General features: G+C 32.9%; 21 protein-coding genes. 19 read left to right on the top strand and 2 right to left on the bottom strand.

Features of this window, described 5'->3' with window-relative positions:
• Positions 1-9: 9 nt before the first annotated feature.
• The 19 genes from EV196_RS07250 (at position 10) to EV196_RS07160 (ending at position 18449) form a co-directional block, all read left to right on the top strand.
• A complete protein-coding gene (locus EV196_RS07250) occupies positions 10-738 on the top strand; it encodes a CatB-related O-acetyltransferase (RefSeq protein WP_243652199.1) in 729 nt (242 codons plus the stop codon).
• 9 nt (positions 739-747) lie between these two features.
• Complete coding sequence (locus tag EV196_RS07245) at positions 748-1686, top strand: glycosyltransferase family 2 protein (RefSeq protein WP_132216867.1); 939 nt, start codon at positions 748-750, stop codon at positions 1684-1686.
• A 79-nt stretch (positions 1687-1765) separates the two neighbouring features.
• Positions 1766-2809, top strand: a complete 1044-nt coding sequence (gene rfbB / locus EV196_RS07240; RefSeq protein WP_132216865.1) for a dTDP-glucose 4,6-dehydratase — start codon at positions 1766-1768, stop codon at positions 2807-2809.
• A gap of 13 nt (positions 2810-2822) precedes the next feature.
• Positions 2823-3692 carry a glucose-1-phosphate thymidylyltransferase RfbA gene (gene rfbA / locus EV196_RS07235; protein ID WP_132216863.1) on the top strand — a complete coding sequence of 290 codons (870 nt, stop codon included), beginning with the start codon at positions 2823-2825 and terminating at the stop codon, positions 3690-3692.
• Complete coding sequence (gene rfbC, locus EV196_RS07230; protein ID WP_132216861.1) at positions 3689-4234, top strand: dTDP-4-dehydrorhamnose 3,5-epimerase; 546 nt, start codon at positions 3689-3691, stop codon at positions 4232-4234. The genes rfbA and rfbC overlap by 4 nt, the downstream gene beginning before the upstream one ends.
• Positions 4231-5079, top strand: coding sequence for a dTDP-4-dehydrorhamnose reductase (gene rfbD, locus EV196_RS07225; protein ID WP_132216859.1), 849 nt, complete (start codon positions 4231-4233; stop codon positions 5077-5079). The genes rfbC and rfbD overlap by 4 nt, the downstream gene beginning before the upstream one ends.
• Positions 5080-5130: 51 nt before the next feature.
• Complete coding sequence (locus EV196_RS07220; protein WP_165876120.1) at positions 5131-5706, top strand: acyltransferase; 576 nt, start codon at positions 5131-5133, stop codon at positions 5704-5706.
• A gap of 66 nt (positions 5707-5772) precedes the next feature.
• Positions 5773-7107 (top strand): UDP-glucose dehydrogenase family protein, encoded by a 1335-nt coding sequence (locus EV196_RS07215; protein WP_132216857.1) that lies wholly within the window; start codon positions 5773-5775, stop codon positions 7105-7107.
• 51 nt (positions 7108-7158) lie between these two features.
• A complete protein-coding gene (locus tag EV196_RS07210; RefSeq protein WP_132216855.1) occupies positions 7159-8283 on the top strand; it encodes a glycosyltransferase family protein in 1125 nt (374 codons plus the stop codon).
• Between the two features lie 164 nt (positions 8284-8447).
• Positions 8448-8879, top strand: coding sequence for an acyltransferase (locus EV196_RS07205; protein WP_243652198.1), 432 nt, complete (start codon positions 8448-8450; stop codon positions 8877-8879).
• A gap of 5 nt (positions 8880-8884) precedes the next feature.
• Positions 8885-10141, top strand: coding sequence for a glycosyltransferase family 4 protein (locus tag EV196_RS07200; protein ID WP_132216851.1), 1257 nt, complete (start codon positions 8885-8887; stop codon positions 10139-10141).
• 53 nt (positions 10142-10194) lie between these two features.
• Positions 10195-11367 carry a glycosyltransferase family 4 protein gene (locus EV196_RS07195; protein ID WP_132216849.1) on the top strand — a complete coding sequence of 391 codons (1173 nt, stop codon included), beginning with the start codon at positions 10195-10197 and terminating at the stop codon, positions 11365-11367.
• A gap of 42 nt (positions 11368-11409) precedes the next feature.
• The gene (locus EV196_RS07190) at positions 11410-12735 is read left to right on the top strand and encodes a hypothetical protein (protein ID WP_132216847.1); all 1326 of its coding nucleotides are present in this window, start codon (positions 11410-11412) and stop codon (positions 12733-12735) included.
• A 52-nt stretch (positions 12736-12787) separates the two neighbouring features.
• Complete coding sequence (locus EV196_RS07185) at positions 12788-13972, top strand: glycosyltransferase (protein ID WP_132216845.1); 1185 nt, start codon at positions 12788-12790, stop codon at positions 13970-13972.
• On the top strand, positions 13969-15231 hold the full coding sequence (locus EV196_RS07180; protein ID WP_243652197.1) for a glycosyltransferase: 1263 nt from the start codon (positions 13969-13971) through the stop codon (positions 15229-15231). Before EV196_RS07185 ends, EV196_RS07180 begins: the two co-directional genes overlap by 4 nt.
• 43 nt (positions 15232-15274) lie before the next feature.
• On the top strand, positions 15275-15835 hold the full coding sequence (locus tag EV196_RS07175) for an LbetaH domain-containing protein (RefSeq protein WP_132216843.1): 561 nt from the start codon (positions 15275-15277) through the stop codon (positions 15833-15835).
• A 29-nt stretch (positions 15836-15864) separates the two neighbouring features.
• Complete coding sequence (locus EV196_RS07170) at positions 15865-16716, top strand: glycosyltransferase family 2 protein (protein WP_132216841.1); 852 nt, start codon at positions 15865-15867, stop codon at positions 16714-16716.
• 41 nt (positions 16717-16757) lie between these two features.
• Positions 16758-17201, top strand: a complete 444-nt coding sequence (locus EV196_RS07165; protein ID WP_132216839.1) for a hypothetical protein — start codon at positions 16758-16760, stop codon at positions 17199-17201.
• 3 nt (positions 17202-17204) lie between these two features.
• Entirely contained in the window at positions 17205-18449 is a 1245-nt protein-coding gene (locus EV196_RS07160) for a WcaI family glycosyltransferase (protein ID WP_132216837.1), read from the top strand.
• Positions 18450-18565: 116 nt separating this feature from the next.
• Here the strand turns inward: EV196_RS07160 and EV196_RS07155 are convergent, their stop codons facing one another.
• Positions 18566-22144 carry a fibronectin type III domain-containing protein gene (locus EV196_RS07155; protein WP_132216835.1) on the bottom strand — a complete coding sequence of 1193 codons (3579 nt, stop codon included), beginning with the start codon at positions 22142-22144 and terminating at the stop codon, positions 18566-18568.
• The gene (locus tag EV196_RS07150; RefSeq protein ID WP_132216833.1) at positions 22141-22869 is read right to left on the bottom strand and encodes a hypothetical protein; all 729 of its coding nucleotides are present in this window, start codon (positions 22867-22869) and stop codon (positions 22141-22143) included. The genes EV196_RS07155 and EV196_RS07150 overlap by 4 nt, the downstream gene beginning before the upstream one ends.

Here is a 22869-nt window from a genome sequence, read left to right as displayed (position 1 = left end):
TTAAATGTATTGAAAAGATTTATACTAATTATAGTAAGTTATGTACGCTATTACAAATCAATTAAGGGGACAGGGGTAAGAATAAAAAAATCTCAAATTGATGGAAATAATAATATATTTAATTCTAATTCTTTCGTTCTTGCATCCAAGATTTATGGAAATACTACTGTAAATTCAAATTCCATAGTTATTAACAGTACTTTGAGTGAATTTACAAAGTTGGGAGTTAACTGTGCTTTTGCGAATTCAACTCTTGGTGAGTTTTCGTATATAAATGATTCTTCTAACGTTAATAATACAAAAATTGGCAGATTTTGTTCCATCGGACCTGGTTTAAAGGTAGGTTATGGTGCACATCCAGTTAATTTTTTAAGCACAAGCCCCTTATTTTATAGCTCAAAACCTTGGTTTGGATTTGCATTAACGAATAAAGATGAATATGAAGAACATGCAACAACTGTTATTGGTAATGATGTCTGGATAGGAGCCAATGTTTTTTTAATGGATGGTGTTACTATAGGTAACGGATCAATTATAGCTGCTGGTGCAGTTGTTACTAAAGATGTGCCAGACTATGCCATAGTAGGGGGCGTTCCTGCGAAAATAATAAAATATAGATTTGTAAGCGATAAGATAAAAGAGATACAAAACCTAAATTGGTGGGATAAAGACTTAGAATGGTTGAAAAAAAATGCACATCTTTTTCAAAAAGATATTTCCATTTCACCAATAAAATAAATTAAATATATGTTCAGTATTGGAATACCGGCCTATAAAGCTAAAGATTTAAAAGAATGTATTGACAGTATATTAATTCAAACTTATAAAGATTTTGAACTGATAATTGTTAATGATTGTTCACCAGAGCCTATTGATGAGATCGTTTCTCAATATGATGATTTAAGGATTCGATATTATAAAAACGAAAAAAATTTTGGGGCAGAACATGTTGTAGATAATTGGAACAAATGTTTAAGTTTTGCTAAAGGAGAATATTTCGTTTTAATGGGAGATGATGATAAAATGGAAGCAGAATATTTAGAGGAATTCGTTAGGCTTGTTAATAATTATCCAACTTTAGATGTGTGGCATTGCCGCTCTATTATTATAGATGGGGACTCTAAACCGATAAGATTAACCCCTAATAATCCTGAATATGAAGATGTTTATGACTATATAATAAATTGTTTTGGAGAACGAGAGCAATTTATTTCAGATTTTGTTTACCGTACAGCTGCATTGAATTTAAATGGAGGTTATTGTAAATTACCTCTGGCTTGGTGTTCAGATTACCTTACATCATTTGTTTTAGCACAAAAACAAGGTATTGCTCACACTAATAAACTAATTTTTAATTATAGATCGCACTCAACAAGTATAACTAGTACTGGTAATTTAGAATTGAAATTTGAAGCCATGGATCTTTATATCGATTGGATTAAAAAATTTTTATCAAATGAACCAAATAATGAATATCTTTTATTAAAACATCAAATGATAAAGAATTTATTAAATAAATTCATAATTAGAGAACGTCAGGATGAAATTAGAACGGCATTTGGAAAAAGAAATTTGTATCAAGGATTTTTAAAGTATTTTCAAATTAAAAGGAAATATAATCTATCTATTAGTGATCTAATTGGGAGTATTGCAGCTTCTTTTTATTTTCGCTCATTAAGAAAGTAAAAAATTTAGAAATTTGAATGAATTAATTTTAGTAATTCTTATTAAAACATACAGATAAAAAATATTTAAAATAAATTATATGAAATTATTAGTTACAGGAGGGGCAGGGTTTATTGGTTCACATGTTGTTCGAAGGCTCGTTAACAATTATCCTAAGTATGAAATTTATAATTTAGATGCTTTAACCTATGCAGGGAATCTAGAGAATTTACGAGATATTGAATCTGCTTCCAATTATTCCTTTATAAAAGGGGACATTAACGATATGGATTTTATTAATTCGTTGTTTACCAAATATAAATTTGATGGTGTTATCCATTTGGCTGCCGAGTCTCATGTAGACCGCTCTATCACAGACCCTTTGGCATTTGTTAGAACAAATATTATTGGTACGGTTAATTTATTAAATGCTGCAAAAATAATATGGAAAGACAATTTTGATGGAAAACGTTTCTATCATGTAAGTACGGATGAGGTTTACGGTTCTTTGGGGCAAACAGGATTATTTACAGAATCAACATCCTATGATCCTAATTCACCGTATTCTGCATCAAAGGCAAGTTCCGATCATTTTGTGAGAGCTTATGGTGAAACTTATGGTTTGCCATATGTTATTACCAATTGTTCAAACAACTATGGACCGCATCATTTTCCTGAGAAACTAATACCTTTATTTATTAATAATATCATTCAAGAAAAACCATTACCTGTTTATGGTGACGGTAATTATACACGGGATTGGTTATTTGTAGAAGACCATGCTAGAGCTATAGACCTTGTCTTCCATAAAGGAAAAAATGCCGAAACTTATAACATCGGTGGGTTTAATGAATGGAAGAATATTGATTTAGTAAAATTACTTTGCAAGATTATGGATGCCAAATTAGGTAGGAACAATGGACAAAGTGAAGCCTTAATAACATATGTTAAAGATAGGCCGGGACACGATTTACGATATGCCATTGATGCATCCAAAATTAATAAAGAACTAGGTTGGAAGCCTTCCGTAACGTTTGAAGAAGGACTAGAAAAAACAATTGTTTGGTTCTTAAAAAATAAGGAATGGTTAGACAACGTAACTTCAGGAACATATCAAACTTATTATCAGAATCAATACAAATAAAAAACATACAATTATGAAAGGAATAATTTTAGCAGGAGGTTCTGGAACTAGGTTGCATCCATTAACATTGACGGTTAGTAAGCAATTGATGCCTATTTACGATAAACCAATGATATATTATCCATTATCAACACTAATGTATGCGGGCATAAAAGAAATTTTAATTATATCCACACCTAAGGATCTGCCACTTTTTAAAGATTTACTTGGAGATGGGAAAAAATATGGTTGTACTTTTTCATATGCAGTGCAAGAAGCCCCTAATGGATTGGCAGAAGCTTTTATAATAGGTGCTGATTTTATTGGAAAGGATAAAGTGGCATTGATACTTGGTGACAATATCTTTTATGGTACGGGTTTAGCTAAATTATTACAATCGAACAACAATCCAGATGGAGGTATTGTTTATGCCTATCGTGTTCAGGATCCAGAACGTTATGGAGTTGTTGAGTTCGATGAAGAAGGAAAAGCTGTAAGTATAGAAGAAAAGCCTAAGAACCCGAAATCAAATTATGCAGTTCCAGGAATTTATTTTTATGACAATGAGGTTGTTGAAATCGCAAAAAATATTGCACCTAGCCATAGAGGAGAATTAGAAATTACCGATGTTAATAGAGTATATCTCGATAAACAAAAATTAAGTGTTAGTATTTTAGATAGAGGGACTGCTTGGTTAGATACAGGAACCTTTCAATCGTTAATGCAGGCTTCTCAATTTGTTGAGGTTATTGAAGAACGTCAAGGTTTAAAAATTGGTGCTATTGAGGCTGCCGCTTATGAAATGGGATTTATTTCATTAAATGAATTGAAAGCGCTTGCAGAACCATTAATGAAAAGTGGTTATGGTAAAAATCTATTAGGAATATTAAATAAAAATCTATGATTTTTAGAGAAACTAAGTTGAAAGGGTGTTTTATTATTGAACCCAAAGTGTTTTCGGACAGTAGAGGTTATTTTATGGAATCTTTTAATAAAGAAACATTTAACTTTGGCATAGGAGAATCAGTAGATTTTGTACAAGATAACCAATCATTTTCTTTCAGAGGTGTTATTCGCGGGCTGCACTATCAAAGAGGTAATCATGCCCAAGCTAAATTGCTACGAGTGTTAAGTGGACGTGTTTTGGATGTGGCAGTCGATTTAAGAAAAGGCTCTTCTTCCTTTGGTGAATATGTTTCAATAGAGTTGACCGGTGAAAACAAAAAACAATTATATATCCCTAGAGGGTTTGCTCATGGCTTTGCTGTATTAAGTAAAACGGCGGAGTTTTTTTATAAGTGTGATAATTATTATAATAAGGAATCAGAAGGAGGTATTTTATACAATGATAATACATTGAATATTAATTGGGAATTGCCCCTGTCAGAACATTTGATTTCAGAAAAAGATTTAGTTTTACCAAAATTTAAAGAGGCAAAGTTATGAATTACGTTCTTGTAACTGGAGGAAATGGCCAATTGGCATCTTGTTTAAAAGATCTGTCTAAAAACCTACAAGGATATAAGTTTATTTTTACTGATGTAGAAGAGCTGGATATAGCCAAATCAGTCGACGTTGATACTTTTTTTAAAAAAAACAACATTGTTTATTGTATAAATTGTGCTGCATATACAGCGGTTGATAAAGCCGAATCAGAAAAAGAAATTGCAAAAAAAGTAAATGAGTCAGGGCCTAGGAATTTAGCGGATGCTTGTCATAAATATAAAGCTACGCTAATTCACATTTCTACTGATTTTGTTTTTAGTGGTAATCAGTCAAATTTATATACAGAAGAAGATTCTACTCATCCTATAAATTTTTATGGTATTTCAAAGTTAGATGGTGAAAAAGCAGTAATTTCTTTAGAGAAGCATATAATAATTAGAACGTCTTGGTTATATTCAGAATATGGTCATAATTTTCTAAAAACTATGTTGCGATTAGGAAAAGAAAAAGAAACATTAAGTGTTGTATGTGATCAAATTGGCACACCAACTTATGCCGGTGATCTTGCTATGACTATTGTAAAAATGATTTCAAGCCAATTTAATAAGTATGGTGTATATCACTATAGTAATGAGGGTGTTGCAAGTTGGTATGATTTTGCAAAAGCAATTTTTGATGAAACACAAACAAATGTCAAGTTATTTCCAATAAGTTCAGAAGCATACCCAACACCTGCAAAACGTCCAGCATTTAGCGTCATGGATAAATCTAAAATTAAAAATGCTTTAGATATTGAAATATCTTATTGGAGAGATAGTCTTAAAGAGTGTTTAGAAAAAATATAAATTGTAAGATAATATAACTCGGAAAGAAGAAATTTAATTAAAATTTAATGCATGCCCTATAATATACTTCATCAATCACTTTTTGTTTTGCGGTTTAGATATTTATCTTCAATAAAATCGATTGTAAGAAAAATATATTTTGGTGTGTTTGGTATGAAAGTAGGGCATCATACAAAACTTCCATCAATTCGTGTCACATGGCCACATCAAGTTGAAATTGGTGATAATTGCCAGTTAGAACCTGATATATTTTTTAAATTTGATGGCGTTTGGGAAAAAGGTCCTTCTATATGTATTGGTAATAACGTGTTCATTGGAGCTAATTGTGAATTTAATATTTCAAAAAAAATTATAATTGGTGATGAAAGTATGATTGCATCTGGTTGTAAATTTATTGATCATAATCATGATACATCAGCTATATTAAAAGAACATAGAGGAAGAGATGAAGAAAAGGAAATTAAAATAGGTTATGATGTTTGGTTAGGCTTTAATGTTATTGTATTAATGGGTGTTGAAATTGGGGATAGTGCCATTATAGCTGCAGGTTCTGTGGTAACTAAATCTGTACCACCCCATGAAATTTGGGCTGGTATACCTGCAAAAAAAATAGGAAAAAGAGTATAGCTAAAGAATTAAAAAAAATGAAAATTATTTTTTTATTCAAAAATTAATTAATTAATAAAGTATTATATGAATATAACAGTAATAGGAACAGGCTATGTAGGTCTTGTAAGTGGCACCTGTTTTGCAGAAATGGGGAATAAGGTAACTTGTATAGATGTTGATGCCAATAAAATAGAAAAACTGAAGGAAGGGGTTATCCCTATTTTTGAACCTGGCTTGGAAGCCATGGTAAAAAGAAATTATGAAAATAAAACCTTAAGGTTTAGCACCAACTTATCAGAACATTTAGACAAATGTGATATTGCATTTATAGCAGTAGGTACACCCATGGGTGATGATGGTTCTGCCGATTTAAAATATGTATTGCAGGTGGCAAAAGAAATAGGCGAAAACATGTCACATCCTCTCATTGTGGTAGATAAATCTACCGTACCCGTAGGTACAGCAGATAAAGTAAGAGCAACTATAAAAGAGGCTTTGGAAAAAAGAAAAGTAGATATTGCTTTTGAAGTAGTGTCCAATCCAGAATTTTTAAAAGAAGGCGATGCGATTAAAGATTTTATGAAACCAGATCGTGTGGTCATTGGGTCTGATGATGCTGAAACTACTGAAAAAATGAGGAATTTATATGCGCCTTTTTTCAGAAGTGGTTCGGCACGACTTATCACCATGGATGTGCGTTCTGCGGAAATGACCAAATACGTTGCCAATGCCATGTTAGCCACCAAAATTTCATTTATGAACGAGGTAGCCAACATTTGCGAATTAGTGGGTGCCGATGTTAATGACGTACGGATCGGTATTGGTTCAGACAGTCGTATCGGGTATAGTTTTATTTATCCAGGTAGCGGTTATGGCGGGTCTTGCTTTCCAAAAGATGTAAAAGCATTGCACAGAACCGCTGCAGAACATGGCTATGATGCCAATTTAGTGGCGGCCGTAGAAGCTGTAAACGATAAACAAAAATTAGTCATTGCTAAAAAAGTGATTAAGCGTTTTGGTGAAGACCTTACAGGAAAAACCTTTGCTATTTGGGGCTTATCTTTTAAACCAGATACCGATGACATGCGTGAAGCACCTGCTATTTATGTTATTAAAGAATTGATTGGTAGAGGCGCCAAAATAAAGGCATACGATCCTAAAGCAATGCATGAAGCTAAAGCGTTTTACTTAAAGGGTATGGATGGTATTACCTATTGTAATTCAAAATATGAAGCCTTAATTGATTCAGAGGCTATGATCTTGTTAACAGATTGGAAAGAATTTAGAATACCAGATTTCGAAGAATTAAAAGCGCAATTAAAACAACCCATGGTTTTTGATGGCCGTAACCAATACAATGATAAAATGATGCGCGAAAATGGCTTTGAATATTTCCAGATAGGGAAAAAATCCATTTAGTCTGTTATTTCAAAACTCTTTTTTAGTAATATTTTTAATGAATCAATTTTCATGAAGATTATTTTCATTTGCGGATCTTTAGAACCAGGAAAGGACGGTGTGGGCGACTATACCCGTAGACTTTGTGCAGAATTGATTCTTCAAGGTATTCATGTAGGTATTTTATCTTATAACGATAAAGATGTTAATGGCGCTACCCAAGTGACTCAATACGCAGATGGACAAGCTATTTATTGTTATAGAATTTCAACATTTATAAAACCCAAAGAGCGTTGTGTTCTAGCAAAACAATGGATTGACACTCATAACCCCGAGTGGTTAAGTTTACAATTTGTACCCTATGCCTTTAATAATAAAGGCTTGCCTTTTGGTTTTGCAAGTCAACTAAAAACAATAGGACAGAATAGGAAATGGCACATTATGTTTCATGAGTTATGGATTGGAATGAATAAAGAATCAACTCTAAAAGAAAAATGTATTGGGTATATTCAAAGATATATTATAAAAGAATTAACTTTAAAATTAAAGCCAAATTTAGTTAATACACAGACTGAGTTATATAAAAAACAATTAGAAAAGCTTACAATTACGTCTTCTTTATTACCCTTGTTCTCTAATATTCCTGTTATTCAAAAACCTATTGAAAAAACGCACTTAGATAGCATACCCTTTGATATTCCGAACAAATATTTTGTTTTATTTGGGTCTATTCATTATGGTTCACCAATTAATCATTTTGTAAAAGATTTTGTTGATTATTTAAAAAATGATTCTTTTTCATTAATAACCATTGGCCGTAACGGTAATGAACTAAGGGAATGGATTTCAATTTGGGAATCTTATAAACTTGAAGTTAAATGTCTTGGAGAACAATCCGTTGAAGTTATTTCGCATGTGCTTAAAAATGCCACTTTTGGTATTAGTACAACACCTATGGCTTTGGTTGAAAAAAGTGGATCTGTACTAGCAATGCATGCACATGGCATCCCTGTAATATGTATGTCAAGACCTTGGACACCCTTGGGCATAAAAAACGATTGGGCATATGAGGGTATTACAGAGTATAAGTTAGGGGAAATAGCAGCTTGTATGGAGTGTATAGAAAATATAAATCCAGAAAAGAATAATGTGCATACTATTGCTTTATCCTTGATAAAAAAATTAAAAAATAATTAACTATGGCTAGTTTAAGTTATTTATGGTCTAATCGAGCTAAGTTTTCGCTATTATCAATAAACTTCTATCGCGCTTGGGGTAAACGATTATTTCTTTTTTCAGATTTAATAAAAAAAAATTATCGTTATAGATCTTTATTAAAACGAGGGGCTAACATAAGTAAAATGGCTGAAATTGGTGAAGCTGAAATTCATGGCAAGATTAATTTGCTTTCCATTGGGGATTTTTCCTCTTTAGGGAAGGTTAATATAGCACTGCATGATAAAGTGATAATAGGAGACAAAGTATGTATTAACGATGGCGTTGTAATATTAACAGCATCTCATGATATTTTTGACCCCAAATGGGTACATAAAAAAGCGGAAATAATTATTGATGATTACGTGTGGGTTGGTACAGAAGCCATGATACTACCGGGAGTGCACCTAGGTAGAGGGTGTGTGGTAGGAGCGCGAGCAGTGGTATCCAAATCAGTGGCTCCAGGAGAAATTGTTGTTGGAAATCCAGCAACTACATTAAATAAAAAACGAGAAATTGAATTTAACTATAATCCATGTGAGTTTTTGGCAACAAATAGAGCATGGTTAATTGGATGAAAAATATGAAAGTAATTTTATCAGGTCCTGCTAATAATGCAAATTGTAAATCTGTTGCTAAAGGGCTAGTAGATCAACATCTATTAGCAAAGTACTATACTTCTATAGCTGTTTTTCCGAAAAGCACCTTGGATCGCTTAGGGGGTATTAATATGTTTTCCGAAATAAGGCGTAAACGTTTTGATCCTCTATTAAAGAATTATATTAAAACAGCTCCTTTCTGGGAAGCAGGGAGAATGTTCTCTAATAAATTTGGGCTTCACAATCTAACCAAGCCCGATAATAGCATTTTTAGCATAGAAAGTATTAATCATAAACACGATAAACGCGTAGCATCAAGTTTGGTTAAGGCAAAAAAAAATGGGGTAAAAGCTGTTTTTTGTTATGAAGATGTGGCTTCAATGACATTTAAAGAAGCTAAAAACTTAGGTTTAAGAAATTTTTATGAACTTCCTATAGGTTATTGGCGTTCAGCTCATAAGTTATTAAAATCTGAGCAAGAACAATGGCCAGAATGGGCTAATACAATAACTGGATTTAATGATTCCGAAGAGAAATTAAAAAGAAAAGATGAAGAAATAGCGCTTGCAGATAAAATTTTTGTTGCTAGTTCTTTTACTGCAAAAACGTTAGAAGAATATCCATGTAAATTGCCTCCAATAGAATTAATACCATATGGTTTTCCGCCTGTAATTCAAGAATCGATGCAAAATTTAAGTTTTGATAGAAACAGAAATAGAGTATTAAGATTGTTATTTGTTGGAGGACTTTCTCAACGTAAAGGAATTGCAAATTTATTTGCTGCTGTAGAAGACTTAAAACCATACGTTGAGCTAACTATTATTGGTCATAAACCTAATGTGGATTGTAAGCCATTAGATATGGCTTTGTCTAAGCATCATTGGATACCTACTCTTTCAAATAATAAAGTTTTAGAGTTAATGAGAGAGCATGATGTACTTGTTTTTCCTTCATTGTTTGAAGGTTTTGGATTAGTTATCACAGAGGCTATGTCTCAAGGTACACCCGTAATAACAACAGACAGAACAGCTGGGAAGGAGTTTATAACACATGATAAAAATGGTTGGTTAGTTGAAGCAGGATCAACATTGGCACTTAAACAACAAATAGAGCGATTAATAGATAATAGAGAAATTATTGAAGATGTAAGTCGCAATGCGCTTATAACTGCTAAAAATAGACCTTGGTCTATATATAGTAATGAAATAGCGAATTCCGTTAAGAATGAATTAACGTATTAATATTACATAAGCCCTTGAAACCTTTAAATCTATCTTAAAAAATTAAGAATAATATGAAAAAAATAATTTTTGTAAACTCTCACCCAATACAATATTTCGCTCCTTTATACAAATACTTAAACAATAACGGGTTGAAAACTAAAGCTTGGTATTGTTCAGATTATTCTATCAAAGGGGGATATGATAAGGAGTTTGGTATTAAAGTTAAATGGGATATTCCACTTCTTAATGGTTATGAATATAGTTTTTTTAAAAACTTTTCTAGTAATAAAGAGTTATATACAGGTTTTTTTGGTCTTATCAATCTAGGAATGATACGTCAATTATTTAGAGAGCCTAAATCAGTTATCATAGTTCATGGATGGAACTTTTTCTCTCATTTTTTGGTTCTTCTACTCGGTAAAATCAAAGGGCATACTATATGTCTACGAAGTGAAACGCCTTTAGTGCATGAGCAACATAAACATGGATTAAAACAAAGACTAAAACAGTTTGGATTGAAATATATTTTATTTCCTCGTGTCGATTATTTTTTATACATAGGTATGCAAAACAAACTATTCTTTAAAAGTCTTGGTATTAAAGAAAAGTCCTTATTGTTTTGCCCATATAGTATAGACAATGAAAGATTTAGTGAAGAATTCAAGAAATATTCATCACAAAAGCATGATTTAAGAGATAAATTAGGCATACTAGATTCAGATAAAGTTATTCTTTATTCAGGTAAATATATTGATAAGAAAAGGCCTATGGATCTTTTAAAGGCATTTGGAAAACTTGCTAAAAACGATTGTTGGTTAATAATGGTTGGAGAAGGAGAGTTAAGAAGTGAAATGGAAAAATTTATTGAAGAGAATCAAATAGATAGAGTGATTTTAACAGGGTTTGTTAATCAAAGTAAAATACCAGAATATTATGCTTTAAGTGATGTTTTTGTTATGTGTTCATCTTTAGGGGAAACTTGGGGTCTGTCTGCAAATGAAGCTATGAATTTTAACCTCCCCATTATACTCTCTGATTTAACAGGTTCATCATTTGACCTTGTGGAAGAAGGAATAAATGGTTATGTGTTTGAAACGGGAAACGTAAATCAATTATCTGAAAAACTATCTGGTTTGTTATATGAAAATAATTTAACTTGGTCTAAATCTTCCCAAGATATAATTATGAAATATAGTTATGGAACTATCCTAGATAATTTAAATGAATTAGAGATTAAAAATTAAAGATATATTATAATTTAATAAAAAGTTAAAAAGTTTATTTAGATGGATTTTTCAAGGACTACAAAAAATGAATTTAAACAAGAAGATTTTTCTTTGAAACTTTTGAAGTGGGGGATTTGGTTATACTTTTTTTTATTAATTTTTGAAGGAGCATTACGTAAGTGGATTTTGCCAAGTTTAGCTGGTCCTTTAGTGATTGTTCGAGATCCTGTAGCACTTATTATATTACTGCTAGGCTATAAAAAGGGATATCTAAAGTTGAATGTTTTCATGTTTGTGATAACTTGTGCGACCATAATTTCAATTTCTGCTACACTAGTACTTGGACATGGTAATATTGCAATTTGCATGTATGGAGCTCGTATTATGTTACTTCATTTTCCATTAATTTTTATTATTGGAAATTTTTTTAATGAAGACGATGTATTAAAAATAGGAAAAGTATTATTATATATTTCTGCTCCTATGACAGTACTTATGGCTTTGCAATTTTATAGTCCACAATCCGCTTGGGTGAATAGAGGTATAGGGGGAGATGTTGAAGGAGGAGGGTTTTCTGGTGGAGCATTAGGCTTTTTTCGTCCAGGAGGAACCTTCTCTTTTATTTCTGGTCTAACTAGTTTTTATGGAGTGTTAATTTGCTTTGTTTTATATTTTTGGTATAAACCAGGTATTGTTTCGAGATTTATTTTAATATTATCAACAGTCTGTTCTGTAGCAGCAATACCTTTTTCAATTAGTCGAACTTTGTTTTTTTCAACAGTTCTATCTCTAGTGTTTTTTTTGATAGGAGTTTCTCTTAATCCAAAAAATATATCAAAAGTTGTTTTTGGAACAATAGGTACTGTTTTAATTTTAACACTGTTGTCAAATTTTAGTATTTTCAAAACTCCTTTAGAAGCTTTTATGGTACGATTTGAGGGAGCTAATGAATTTGAAGGAGGTGTAGAGGGGGTTTTATTAGATAGATATTTAGGATCCATGTTTGGTTCTATATCAGGTGATACGAGTTCCTCTTTTTTTGGTAAAGGACTTGGCATAGCTACCAATTTCGGCTCACAATTAATGGTCGAGCAAGGAGGTGCTAATAATTGGGTTGAGGATGAGTGGTTTAGGGTTATATATGAATCTGGATTTTTATTAGGCCTTATAGTAATTGGAGTGCGTGTTTTTTTAGCTTTGTATTTAGGTTTTTTGTCTTTTAAAGAGTTGATTTTTGGTTATCCACTACCATGGCTAATTCTCAGTTTTTGTTTAGTTATACTTCCAAATGGTCAATGGCAACAACCAACAGGTTTGGGATTTGGTGTTTTTGTTACGGGTATTTTATTGGCATCTTTAAATCGCCTAGATAAAGTAAAAGTTTAAGTTTGTTATTATCAGTTAAATTGTTTTATAATAAAAAAAACAACACTTTAATATGAAAATTATATTTTTTACGCATCCAAGCTTTACAAGTCACCAAAGTATGCCTCGTTTTTCCAAAATGCTATCTGAGGGGATGAAAAATAAAGGTCACGAGGTTCATATTTGGTCACCCAAGCCTTTTTTTGTTAAGCTTTCTAAAATAAATCAATTAAAAAAGTGGTTGGGTTATATTGATCAATATATTATATTTCCTATGGCTATAAAAAAACGAATAAAACATATAGATAAACATGTTTTATTTGTTTTTTGTGATCACGCTTTAGGCCCTTGGGTTCCATATGTTAAGAAAAGACATCACGTTATACATTGCCACGATTTTTTAGCACAACAATCCGCTTTAGGTCAGATACCATTTAACAAAGTGGGTTTTTCTGGTAAAATGTATCAAAAATTAATTCGGAATGGATATTCTCAAGGGCAGAATTTTATTTCAGTTTCAAATAGGACTAAATTAGATTTAGGGTCTTTTTTAAAAAAAGAACCCTTTCTTTCCGAAGTTGTTTACAATGGCCTAAATAGAGAATTTTCTTCTGAAATACAGGGGGTAGATATACTAAGGAATGAACTTAGTGAAAATTTTAATATGGATTGTCAACAAGGATATATTTTACATATTGGAGGCAATCAATGGTATAAAAATAGAAAGGGGATTATAAAAATATATGATCATTGGCGAATTCACTGTAATAATAAGCTTCCACTGGTTTTAATTGGTGAAAATCCTGATGATGAATTATTAAATATATATAAAGATTCTTGCTTTAAGGAAGATATTGTTTTCTTATCCGGGGTTAGTGATGCTTATATTAATAAATTTTATAATGCAGCATCTGTTTTTCTTTTTCCATCGTTAGCAGAGGGATTTGGTTGGCCTATTGCAGAAGCGATGGCATCGGGGTGTCTAGTAATAACAACTAATGAGTCCCCTATGAACGAAGTAGGTTCAGATGCAGCATTTTATATACCTGTGATGCCTAACCATGATGACTTTACTGAATTTGATGGCTGGTTAAAGGAAGCTTCTAAAGTTTTAGAAAAAGTAATCAGTTTATCAGATGCCGAACGTCATGCTTATATTAGTAAAGGGCTACGTAATGCTGAAAGGTTTAATCAATGTTCTGCATTAAATAAAATAGAAGCGCTTTACAAACTAATTTTGGAACAAAAAATAGAATGATGAAGGTTTTACATGTAGTAAATAGTATGGACCCTGTTTTGGGAGGTGTTAGTAAAGCAGTTGATATTATCGCCTCTAGTCTTGCATCAGAAGGCATTATAAATGAGGTAGTAAGTTTAGATCATTCAGAAGATGGTTTTGTAACAAACCAAGCCTTTAAATGGCATGCTTTAGGCAAAAGTACCAACCCTTGGGGCTATAACTCAGGTCTATTACCTTGGCTTACTGTTAATGTAGCAGAGTATGATTATGTGATTATACATGGCTTATGGTTATATAATTCTTATGCAGTATACAAAGCATTCAAAAATATACGACAAAGTAAAGCATTAAGCAGGGGCACTAAATATTTAGTGATGCCTCACGGTATGTTAGATCCCTATTTTCAAAAAGCATCAGGCAGACGTGTGAAAGCCATTCGCAATTGGTTGTATTGGAAATTTATTGAATCTAAAGTGGTTAACACATCTGATGGTTTGTTATTTACTTGTGAAGAAGAATGTAAACTTGCCAAAGAGCCATTTAAACCCTATAATCCAAAAAATGAATTTATAGTAGGTCTTGGAGTAGAAGCACCTCCTGAATACCATTCAAAAATGGATGAAGCTTTTTTTAAAATCTGTAAAGGTTTAGAAAACAGACCATTTCTTTTGTTTTTAAGTAGAATTAATGAAAAAAAGGGAGTAGATTTATTAATAGAAGCTTATAAAAAAATCATATTGAATCCATCTGCTTATTTTACAACAAGCGTTGAGGGAACAAGCAAGCAGATAAATAAAGAAGCTACTAAGGCTGGTTTTGAAATTCCTGCATTAGCTATTGTCGGGCCAGGTATAGAAACCGACTATGGACAATCATTATTGAAAACAATCAATAACCATCCTGAACTTAAAAATAACATCTTTTTTCCTGGCATGTTGTCTGGTAATGCCAAGTGGGGTGCTTTTTATAACAGCGATGCTTTTGTATTGCCTAGCCATCAGGAAAATTTTGGAATCGCTGTAGTAGAGTCGCTAGCCTGTAAAAAGCCCGTTTTAATATCAAACCAAATTAATATTTGGAAAGAAATAAAAAATACGAAAGCTGGTTTAGTTGAAAATGATACCCTAGTAGGAACTACAACACTTTTAGCAGATTGGATGAATTTATCAGAGGAAAATAAAGAAAAAATGAGTCGTCAGGCTGAAGTTTGTTATAAAACATGTTTTTCTATAGAAGCGCTCGTAACTAGCTGGAAAAGTAAAGTATTGGATTTATAGGCATATCTATCGCTTAAAACATCATAAATAATAAAATTAAAACATGACCAACACAGATACACATTCTGGACCTTCTTTTAGTTTAAAAAACCGATTGGCGAGATTATTATGGAATGTTGTTTCGACTTTGTTTTTTCGGTACTCTCCAAGACCCTTTCATGCATGGAGAAACTTCATATTGAAACTTTTTGGAGCTTCTGTAGGCAAAGGCGTTCATGTGTACCCCAAGGTAGCTATATGGGCACCTTGGAATTTAGTTTTAAAAGATGCGTGTGGTATCGCTAATGGTGTCACTTTATATTGCCAAGGTAAAATAACTATAGGCAAGCGAACGGTTATTTCGCAAGGAGCGCATTTAGTGGCGGGTACACACGATTATACGAAGCTGGGTTTTCCACTGTACACCAAACCAATTGAAATAGGTGATTATGTATGGGTGGCAGCCGAAACATTTATCCATCCGGGTATTTCCATAGGCGAGGGGGCGGTGATTGGAGCGCGTTCTGTGGTGACTAAAAATCAACCACCTTGGATGGTTTGCTCTGGGCATCCATGTATTCCAATAAAAGAACGCTTTTTAGAAAGTATTCATGAAAGTAATTAAACAATTTTCGAATCAATACATTATAAATTATGAGTGAAGTTTTAAATTTAACGATAGCAATACCGGTAAAAAATGAAGAAAGGAACTTATTAGGGTGTTTACAAGCTATTGGTACTGATTTTGCAAAACATGTTATTATAATTGATTCCGGTAGCACCGATAATACCATTGAGATCGCTAAATCACAAGGCGCATCGGTAGTTAATTTTGTTTGGGATGGTAAGTTTCCTAAAAAAAGAAATTGGTTTTTGCGTAATTATGAGTTAGAAACCAAATGGGTTTTATTTTTAGATGCTGATGAATACTTAACAGAAGCCTTTAAAAATGAATTAAGACAAAAAATTGAAACACAAAACTATATAGGATTTTGGCTTAACTATACTATTTATTTTATGGGTAAAAAGCTAAAAGGCGGGTATCCTCTTAATAAATTAGCCTTGTTTCAAGTAGGAGCGGGGGAGTATGAAAAAATTGATGAGGATAAGTGGAGTAATTTAGATATGGAAATTCATGAACACCCCATCTTAAATGGCGAGATAGGACATATAAAAAGTAAAATAGACCATAGGGATTTTAGAGGGGTTTCTCATTATATGACCAAACACAATGAATATGCCTCATGGGAAGCCTTTCGGTTTTTAAAAACCTTTAAGAAAGAGAGCGAAACAGAAAAATTAACTTGGAAACAAAAAATAAAATATAAATTAATGAAAAGTTCCTTAATTGGACCTGTTTACTTTTTTGGAAGTTTTTTCTTTTATGGCGGCTGGAAAGATGGCTCTAAAGGTTTTGCTTTTGCCATTTTAAAAATGTCTTATTTCACACAGATTTACTGTAGAATTATAGAGTTGTCTGACACTTCGGCTAATATTGAAGCCTAAATTATAAATGGTGTTTTATAAAATTAAAACAATCACTTTCTATGAAATATACACCATCGAAATTTAAAATAACATTGCTTTCATTTGTTATCTGGATGACTATTATTGTGGGAGCGGTATTAGTTTTATATCTAAGTTGGGTAAGTAGCTCTAAGATTGGGGAAATGCGCTTAATGCCTTCATGGATTAAAACTTGGGTAGATAACTATGAGTTTATGGCGATTAGAACAGCAGTTCCATTGGTGTTTTTGGGAATGTTAATAGGAATTTACCTTGCCTACAGCAAAAAAGCACTTTTTTGGTGGGTCATGGGATGGCTTGTTTTAACGATGTTAGTTGTTTTAGCAGAATTAGGGCAATATTTCAGACCCATGCGTTCTGTAGATTTGCTCGATATGGTTTGGGGTTCGGCAGGTTCGGCCTTAGGGATGGGTATTATATTTATAGGAACACGTATTTGGCGCCAATTTAAACATAAAAATTAAATTATGAAAAAACGCATACTACTTATAGGCTATAATTTTACTCCAGAACCTACGGGTATAGGTAAGTATAGTGGTGAAATGATGTATTGGCTTGCTAATAAGGGGTACGATTGTACCGTAGTTACAACCTACCCTTATTACCCTTATTGGAGTGTACAAGAACCTTATAAAAAAAATAAATTTTGGTATTTAAAGGAAGTTAAAAAGTTTGATTCTGGTGGAAAAATGACGGTATATCGTTGCCCTATGTATGTACCTTCCAATCCTTCGGGAAAAAAACGCATGCTCTTAGATGTCTCATTTATGGTATCGGCCTTTTTTCAACTCGTGGTATTGCTGTTTAAAAAGAAATGTGACACCGTTATAACTGTTGTGCCCTCATTTCAATTTGGGTTATTGGGCTATTTTTATAAAGTATTTAAAAAAGCTAAAACCGTGTATCATATTCAAGATATGCAAATAGAGGCAGCACAAGACTTGAATATGATTAGTTCCCCAAAAGTGCTCAATCTTTTATATAAAATTGAACAATTTATTTTTAGAAATACCGATGTTATTACTAGTATTTCAGAAAAAATGGTTGCCAAAATAGAAGATAAAGCAAAAAAACAGGTGCTTTTGTTTCCTAATTGGTCCGACACGGCGTTTTTCACTCCTTTAGAAAACAAAGAAATTTTAAAAACGGAATTTGGATTTTTACCTACCGATAAAGTGGTGTTGTATTCTGGAGCCATAGGAGAAAAGCAAGGACTTGAAAGTATTATTGAAGCGGCAGCCTATTTCAAAAAACAACCAAATATTAAATTTGTTATTTGTGGTTCGGGACCCTATAAAGAAAAATTACAGACCATGGCATCTAATGCAAAACTTGAAAGTATTTTGTTTTTTCCTTTACAGCCTATGGAAAAATTTAATAAATTCTTGAATATGGCCGATGTGCATTTAGTGATACAAAAAGCCAAAGCAAGTGATTTAGTGATGCCCTCTAAATTAACCACTATTTTGTCGGTAGGTGGTTTGGCACTTATTACTGCTAATTCAGATTCTGGATTATATGCCCTTACAAAAAAATACAATATGGGGGTCTTAGTGGCCGCCGAAAATCAATTAGCTCTAAACACAGGAATTGATGAAGCATTGTTAACAAGTGATCGGTTAACTATTATGAAAAATGCACGTAATTATGCTGAAAATTATTTGGATATTAATAAAGTAATGGAAGCTTTTGAAGGTTTGATAATACACTAATACACTAAAATAAACAACCTATAGATATTCCTTTTGGAGATTTAACCAAACCAGAGATTGTTTTGGGTAATGTGGTCAAAAATGATTGTTGTTTTTTCAGATTTTTTTTGTTAAAATCAGTATTTTACTAAATACTGAGGATTGGGTTTTGGACTTGTATTTAATAATATAGTGAATTTACTTTCACTTTCTATATTTACAAGTAATTTACTGTATAAAGGGTTTGATGCTAACGTGCTATTCACAAACATACCCCTTGTTATTTTACCTATATCACCCTTTACTGTAGAATTAAGCACATACCCGAATGTTTCATAAGGTTGGTTATAAGAGTTTAAAGGAACATCATCTAAAAAATTACAACCTTCAGCTATAAAAGATTTAGCATCAAAAATATCATCTGTAGTATTATTATAAAAGTTACAAGAATGAAATGTTATAGGGCTTCCAACATAAGCAACATAATCCCCTGTATGATTTCTAAAATCACTATTTACAACGATAGGGTAGTTGTGATTTCCAAAAACAAAAGCAGAACCGTTACCATCAAATAAGCAATCAACCCAAGCATTTAAGTTATTTGCTCTATCTCCTTTCATACTAAACCCAATACCACAATTAATAATTTGACTTTTATAAAACATCACTTTGTCAACGTAAGCTGTATCGTCATACCTATCTCCTCCAGGGGTTGAAGAATGTGTTGGATCGGGATCTTGAAAAAAACCTATATTACAATCTACAAAACTTACATTATCGAAAAAGTTATTATCCAACGCATAACATTTTTCCATGTGAAACCCGTAGTTTTGATTTCTAAACACCAAAAATTTGAATCTACTTGCTGTTAGTTGATATGCTCTATTAGGAACAAGGATGCCTTGACTTCCACCCTGTAATGTCATATAACTAACAGATACATAAAAGCTACCTACATCATCAACAGTAATTAATGGAAAATTGTCAGTTAATCCTACAATAACTGTTTTTCCAGTTCCTTTACCTATTATTCCTTTGCCGTTAGTCAATGTTAATGTGGAACCAATATAAAATATGCCTTCGGGCAATTCTGCCACATCATTAGCATCTATTAAGCCTTGAATGTATGAAGCACTATCTGTTTTACCTGTTCTTTCAGCCATCCAGTTATTACCCGTTGGGTTTGGTAAAGTTTCCCACGTAGGGCGTGCATAAGGGGTATATTCAGTTCCTTTTATAATATTGCTTAGACTTAAAATGGTTGTAGGGTCTGTTATTGTTGCTGATAATTTAACACTGTTAAGATAAGCATCGTCACTACCTTCATCATGTGATTTAAAATTAAATCCAGTACCATTAAATGTATAATCATCCCCAAAAGAATAAACGTTAAAAATATTAGTATTAGGTTGCACTATACTTGTTCCTGTAAGGTTACCATTAATGCCTTTATATAAAAAGGTTACGTTTTCAGCTTCAATATCAAAAGGTGGTGGATTAGTTACATAAGTACCACCTCCAAAATTTGATATTTTTATATCTCCGCAATCTCTAGCGTGAAACATGGCTTTAGTTCCATTATTATTTAAGTTCCAGCCTTCTGAATCTAAACCAATAAAATTAATACCTTGTATGTTTTCAAGTGTAGCAGTATCACCACTAGGAGTTAGCCAGTTTGTGAAGGTGTGAACATCACCATAACTAGGTGTACCATTATTTCCTTTTTGTACAAATTGGTCTGACCATCCTTGTACTTGATGAAGTGTGTAATTATTATTTCGCACAAATCCAGAAGTACTACAATCAAAATTTATTCTGCATCTTATGTTAATAAATAAATTATCTTCAATTTGCCCTCCCGTTGTACTAATAAACGAATCTCTTAAATTCTTAAATGTACAGTTAGAAGTGGTTGCACCTGCTTGAAAATCAATAGAACCATATCCTGCGCAAGTAATACTTTCTACCCATATATTTCTGCTGCCAGCCTTTATAGTTATATTAGGAACAATTGAAATATCTGGGTGACCATATAGGCTTTGACCCGTGGTTAATGTAATTGCTGTGCCACTATAATCCCCTTGTTCTAATCTCACACATCCGTAGGTGTTTAAAGCGTCTTGTAATTCAGATTTTCTTGAAAGTGGTAATAAATAACAATCAAAATACAACTTTTCCTCTGGTAAGTTTTCAGCCAAAAGAGCAGGAAGTGTTGTAAACTCTGCGTTATTGCTAGCATCAGATTCATTACTCACAGCATCTCTGGCTTTAATCGTTAAATTGTAAGCTGTATTGGCTGCAAGCCCAGAAAGGGAAAAAGTAGTTACTTTACCAGTTGATTCTACTAATAAAGTACCATTATTGTAAATTTTATAATCGGTCACCGCAACATTATCTGTTGAAGCCGTCCATGTTAAAGTGGCACTAGATTGTGTGATATCGCTAACCACTAAATTTGTTGGAATGGAAGGGGCTATGGTATCAACAAACAGGGTTGTGAAATTTAATGTATTACTGTCTTGGGAAATATTTCCAGCGGCATCTATTCCACGAACAGTTAAGTTGTGGTTTGTATCGGGGCTAAGACCTGTTAAGGTTAAAGAGGTACCATTACCACCAATAGAAGCCATTAAAAGTGTTCCATTATTGTACACTTGGTAATCTACAACACTAATATTATCAGTGGAGGCTGTCCATGAAAGGTCTGCGGTAGTTTCTGTAATGTTGCTCGCTATCAAATTAGTAGGATTTGTAGGAGGCGTTGTATCAAGAGTGCCAATAGTAGTAAAGGTTTGAGCATTACTATTTCCAGATATATTACCAGCGGCATCTAAAGCTCTAACGGTAATATTATAATTATTAGCAGGGGCTAATCCTGTAAGTGAAAAAGACGTTACATTACCAATGGAAGCCCGCAGTAACGTATTGTTGTTATAAATATTATAATTGGTAACAGCTACATTATCTGTGGATGCTGTCCAAGTGATATCAATGGTAGAAGTTGCTATATCGCTAACCACTAAATTTGTTGGAATGGAAGGGGCAATGGTATCAACAAACAGGGTTGTGAAATTTAATGTATTACTGTCTTGAGAAATATTTCCAGCGGCATCTATTCCACGAACAGTTAAGTTGTGGTTTGTATCGGGGCTAAGACCAGTTAAGGTTAAAGAGGTACCATTACCACCAATAGAAGCCATTAAAAGTGTTCCATTATTGTACACTTGGTAATCTACAATACCAACGTTATCAGTGGAGGCTGTCCATGAAAGGTCTGCGGTGGTTTCTGTAATGTTGCTCGCTATCAAATTAGTAGGATTTGTAGGAGGTGTTGTATCAAGAGTGCCAATAGTAGTAAAGGTTTGAGCATTACTATTACCAGATATATTACCAGAGGCATCTAAAGCTCTAATGGTGATATTATAATTATTAGCAGGGGCTAATCCTGTAAGTGAAAAAGACGTTACATTACCAATGGAAGCCCGCAGTAACGTATTGTTGTTATAAATATTATAATTGGTAACAGCTACATTATCTGTGGATGCTGTCCAAGTGATATCAATGGTAGAAGTTGCTATATTGCTAACTACTAAATTGGTAGGAGCCGTAGGTGCGATTTTATCTGTTTCAACAGGTTTTGGCTGTTCCAGGCTATAATGGTAGTTCTGTGAAAATACCGTTGTTGAAAAAAATAAAAAGAAAATTATAAACCTCATTGTCCAGAAATTATATAGGCGTTAGTTCCTGTTTTTCTAAGTAAACCAAATCGTACGGTTCCTGTTGTGCTTACATATTGGGCACTGGATCCATTCGTGTAATTAAGTGTAACGCCCGTTTCTGCCTTCACGGTTAAGGTAGCACCATTATGTGCTTCTAAGTTTATAGTGTCGCCTATAGCCATAGAGGAAAAACCGTATGGTAGTGTTAGGGTCGCTGTAGAAGTGCATGCCACGGTGTTGTTAATATCGGAACTTGCTAAGTTTCTGGAAGCAGTAAAAGAAATAATAGCGGCTTTATAAGGATTAGGCCCCGTGATACTGGTCGCTGTTTTTGCATGTAATGCATATGGCACACTTAATAACTGGCTGGCTCCAATAACATTATAATTTGTTCCGCCAGTTACATCTACTTGGGTTTCTATAAAATATGAACTTTGCGCCCAATTTATTTGACTAAAATTACCTATTAATGAGCTTCCATTACCAATTATTAAACTTACAAGTCCACCAGCATTTGTTGTGGCGTTATGAGTTTCCTGATAAACCGTTGTGCCAGTTATGGTGCCTTGATGGATAATAATCTTGATGCTTACGTTAGAATTCACCACCAAGCTATTATCAGTGGCTCTTATTATAGCTTGATAACTAATTTTTTCTGGTGTTTGAGCAGATATACTAACCGTTACGGCTACAAAAAGTATGAAAGTAACTATATATTTCAT

It is taken from the genome of Mariniflexile fucanivorans, assembly GCF_004341235.1.
Classification (GTDB): domain Bacteria; phylum Bacteroidota; class Bacteroidia; order Flavobacteriales; family Flavobacteriaceae; genus Mariniflexile; species Mariniflexile fucanivorans.
Note: the sequence above shows the minus strand (reverse complement) of the source record. Positions and strands in the feature narration are given on the sequence as shown.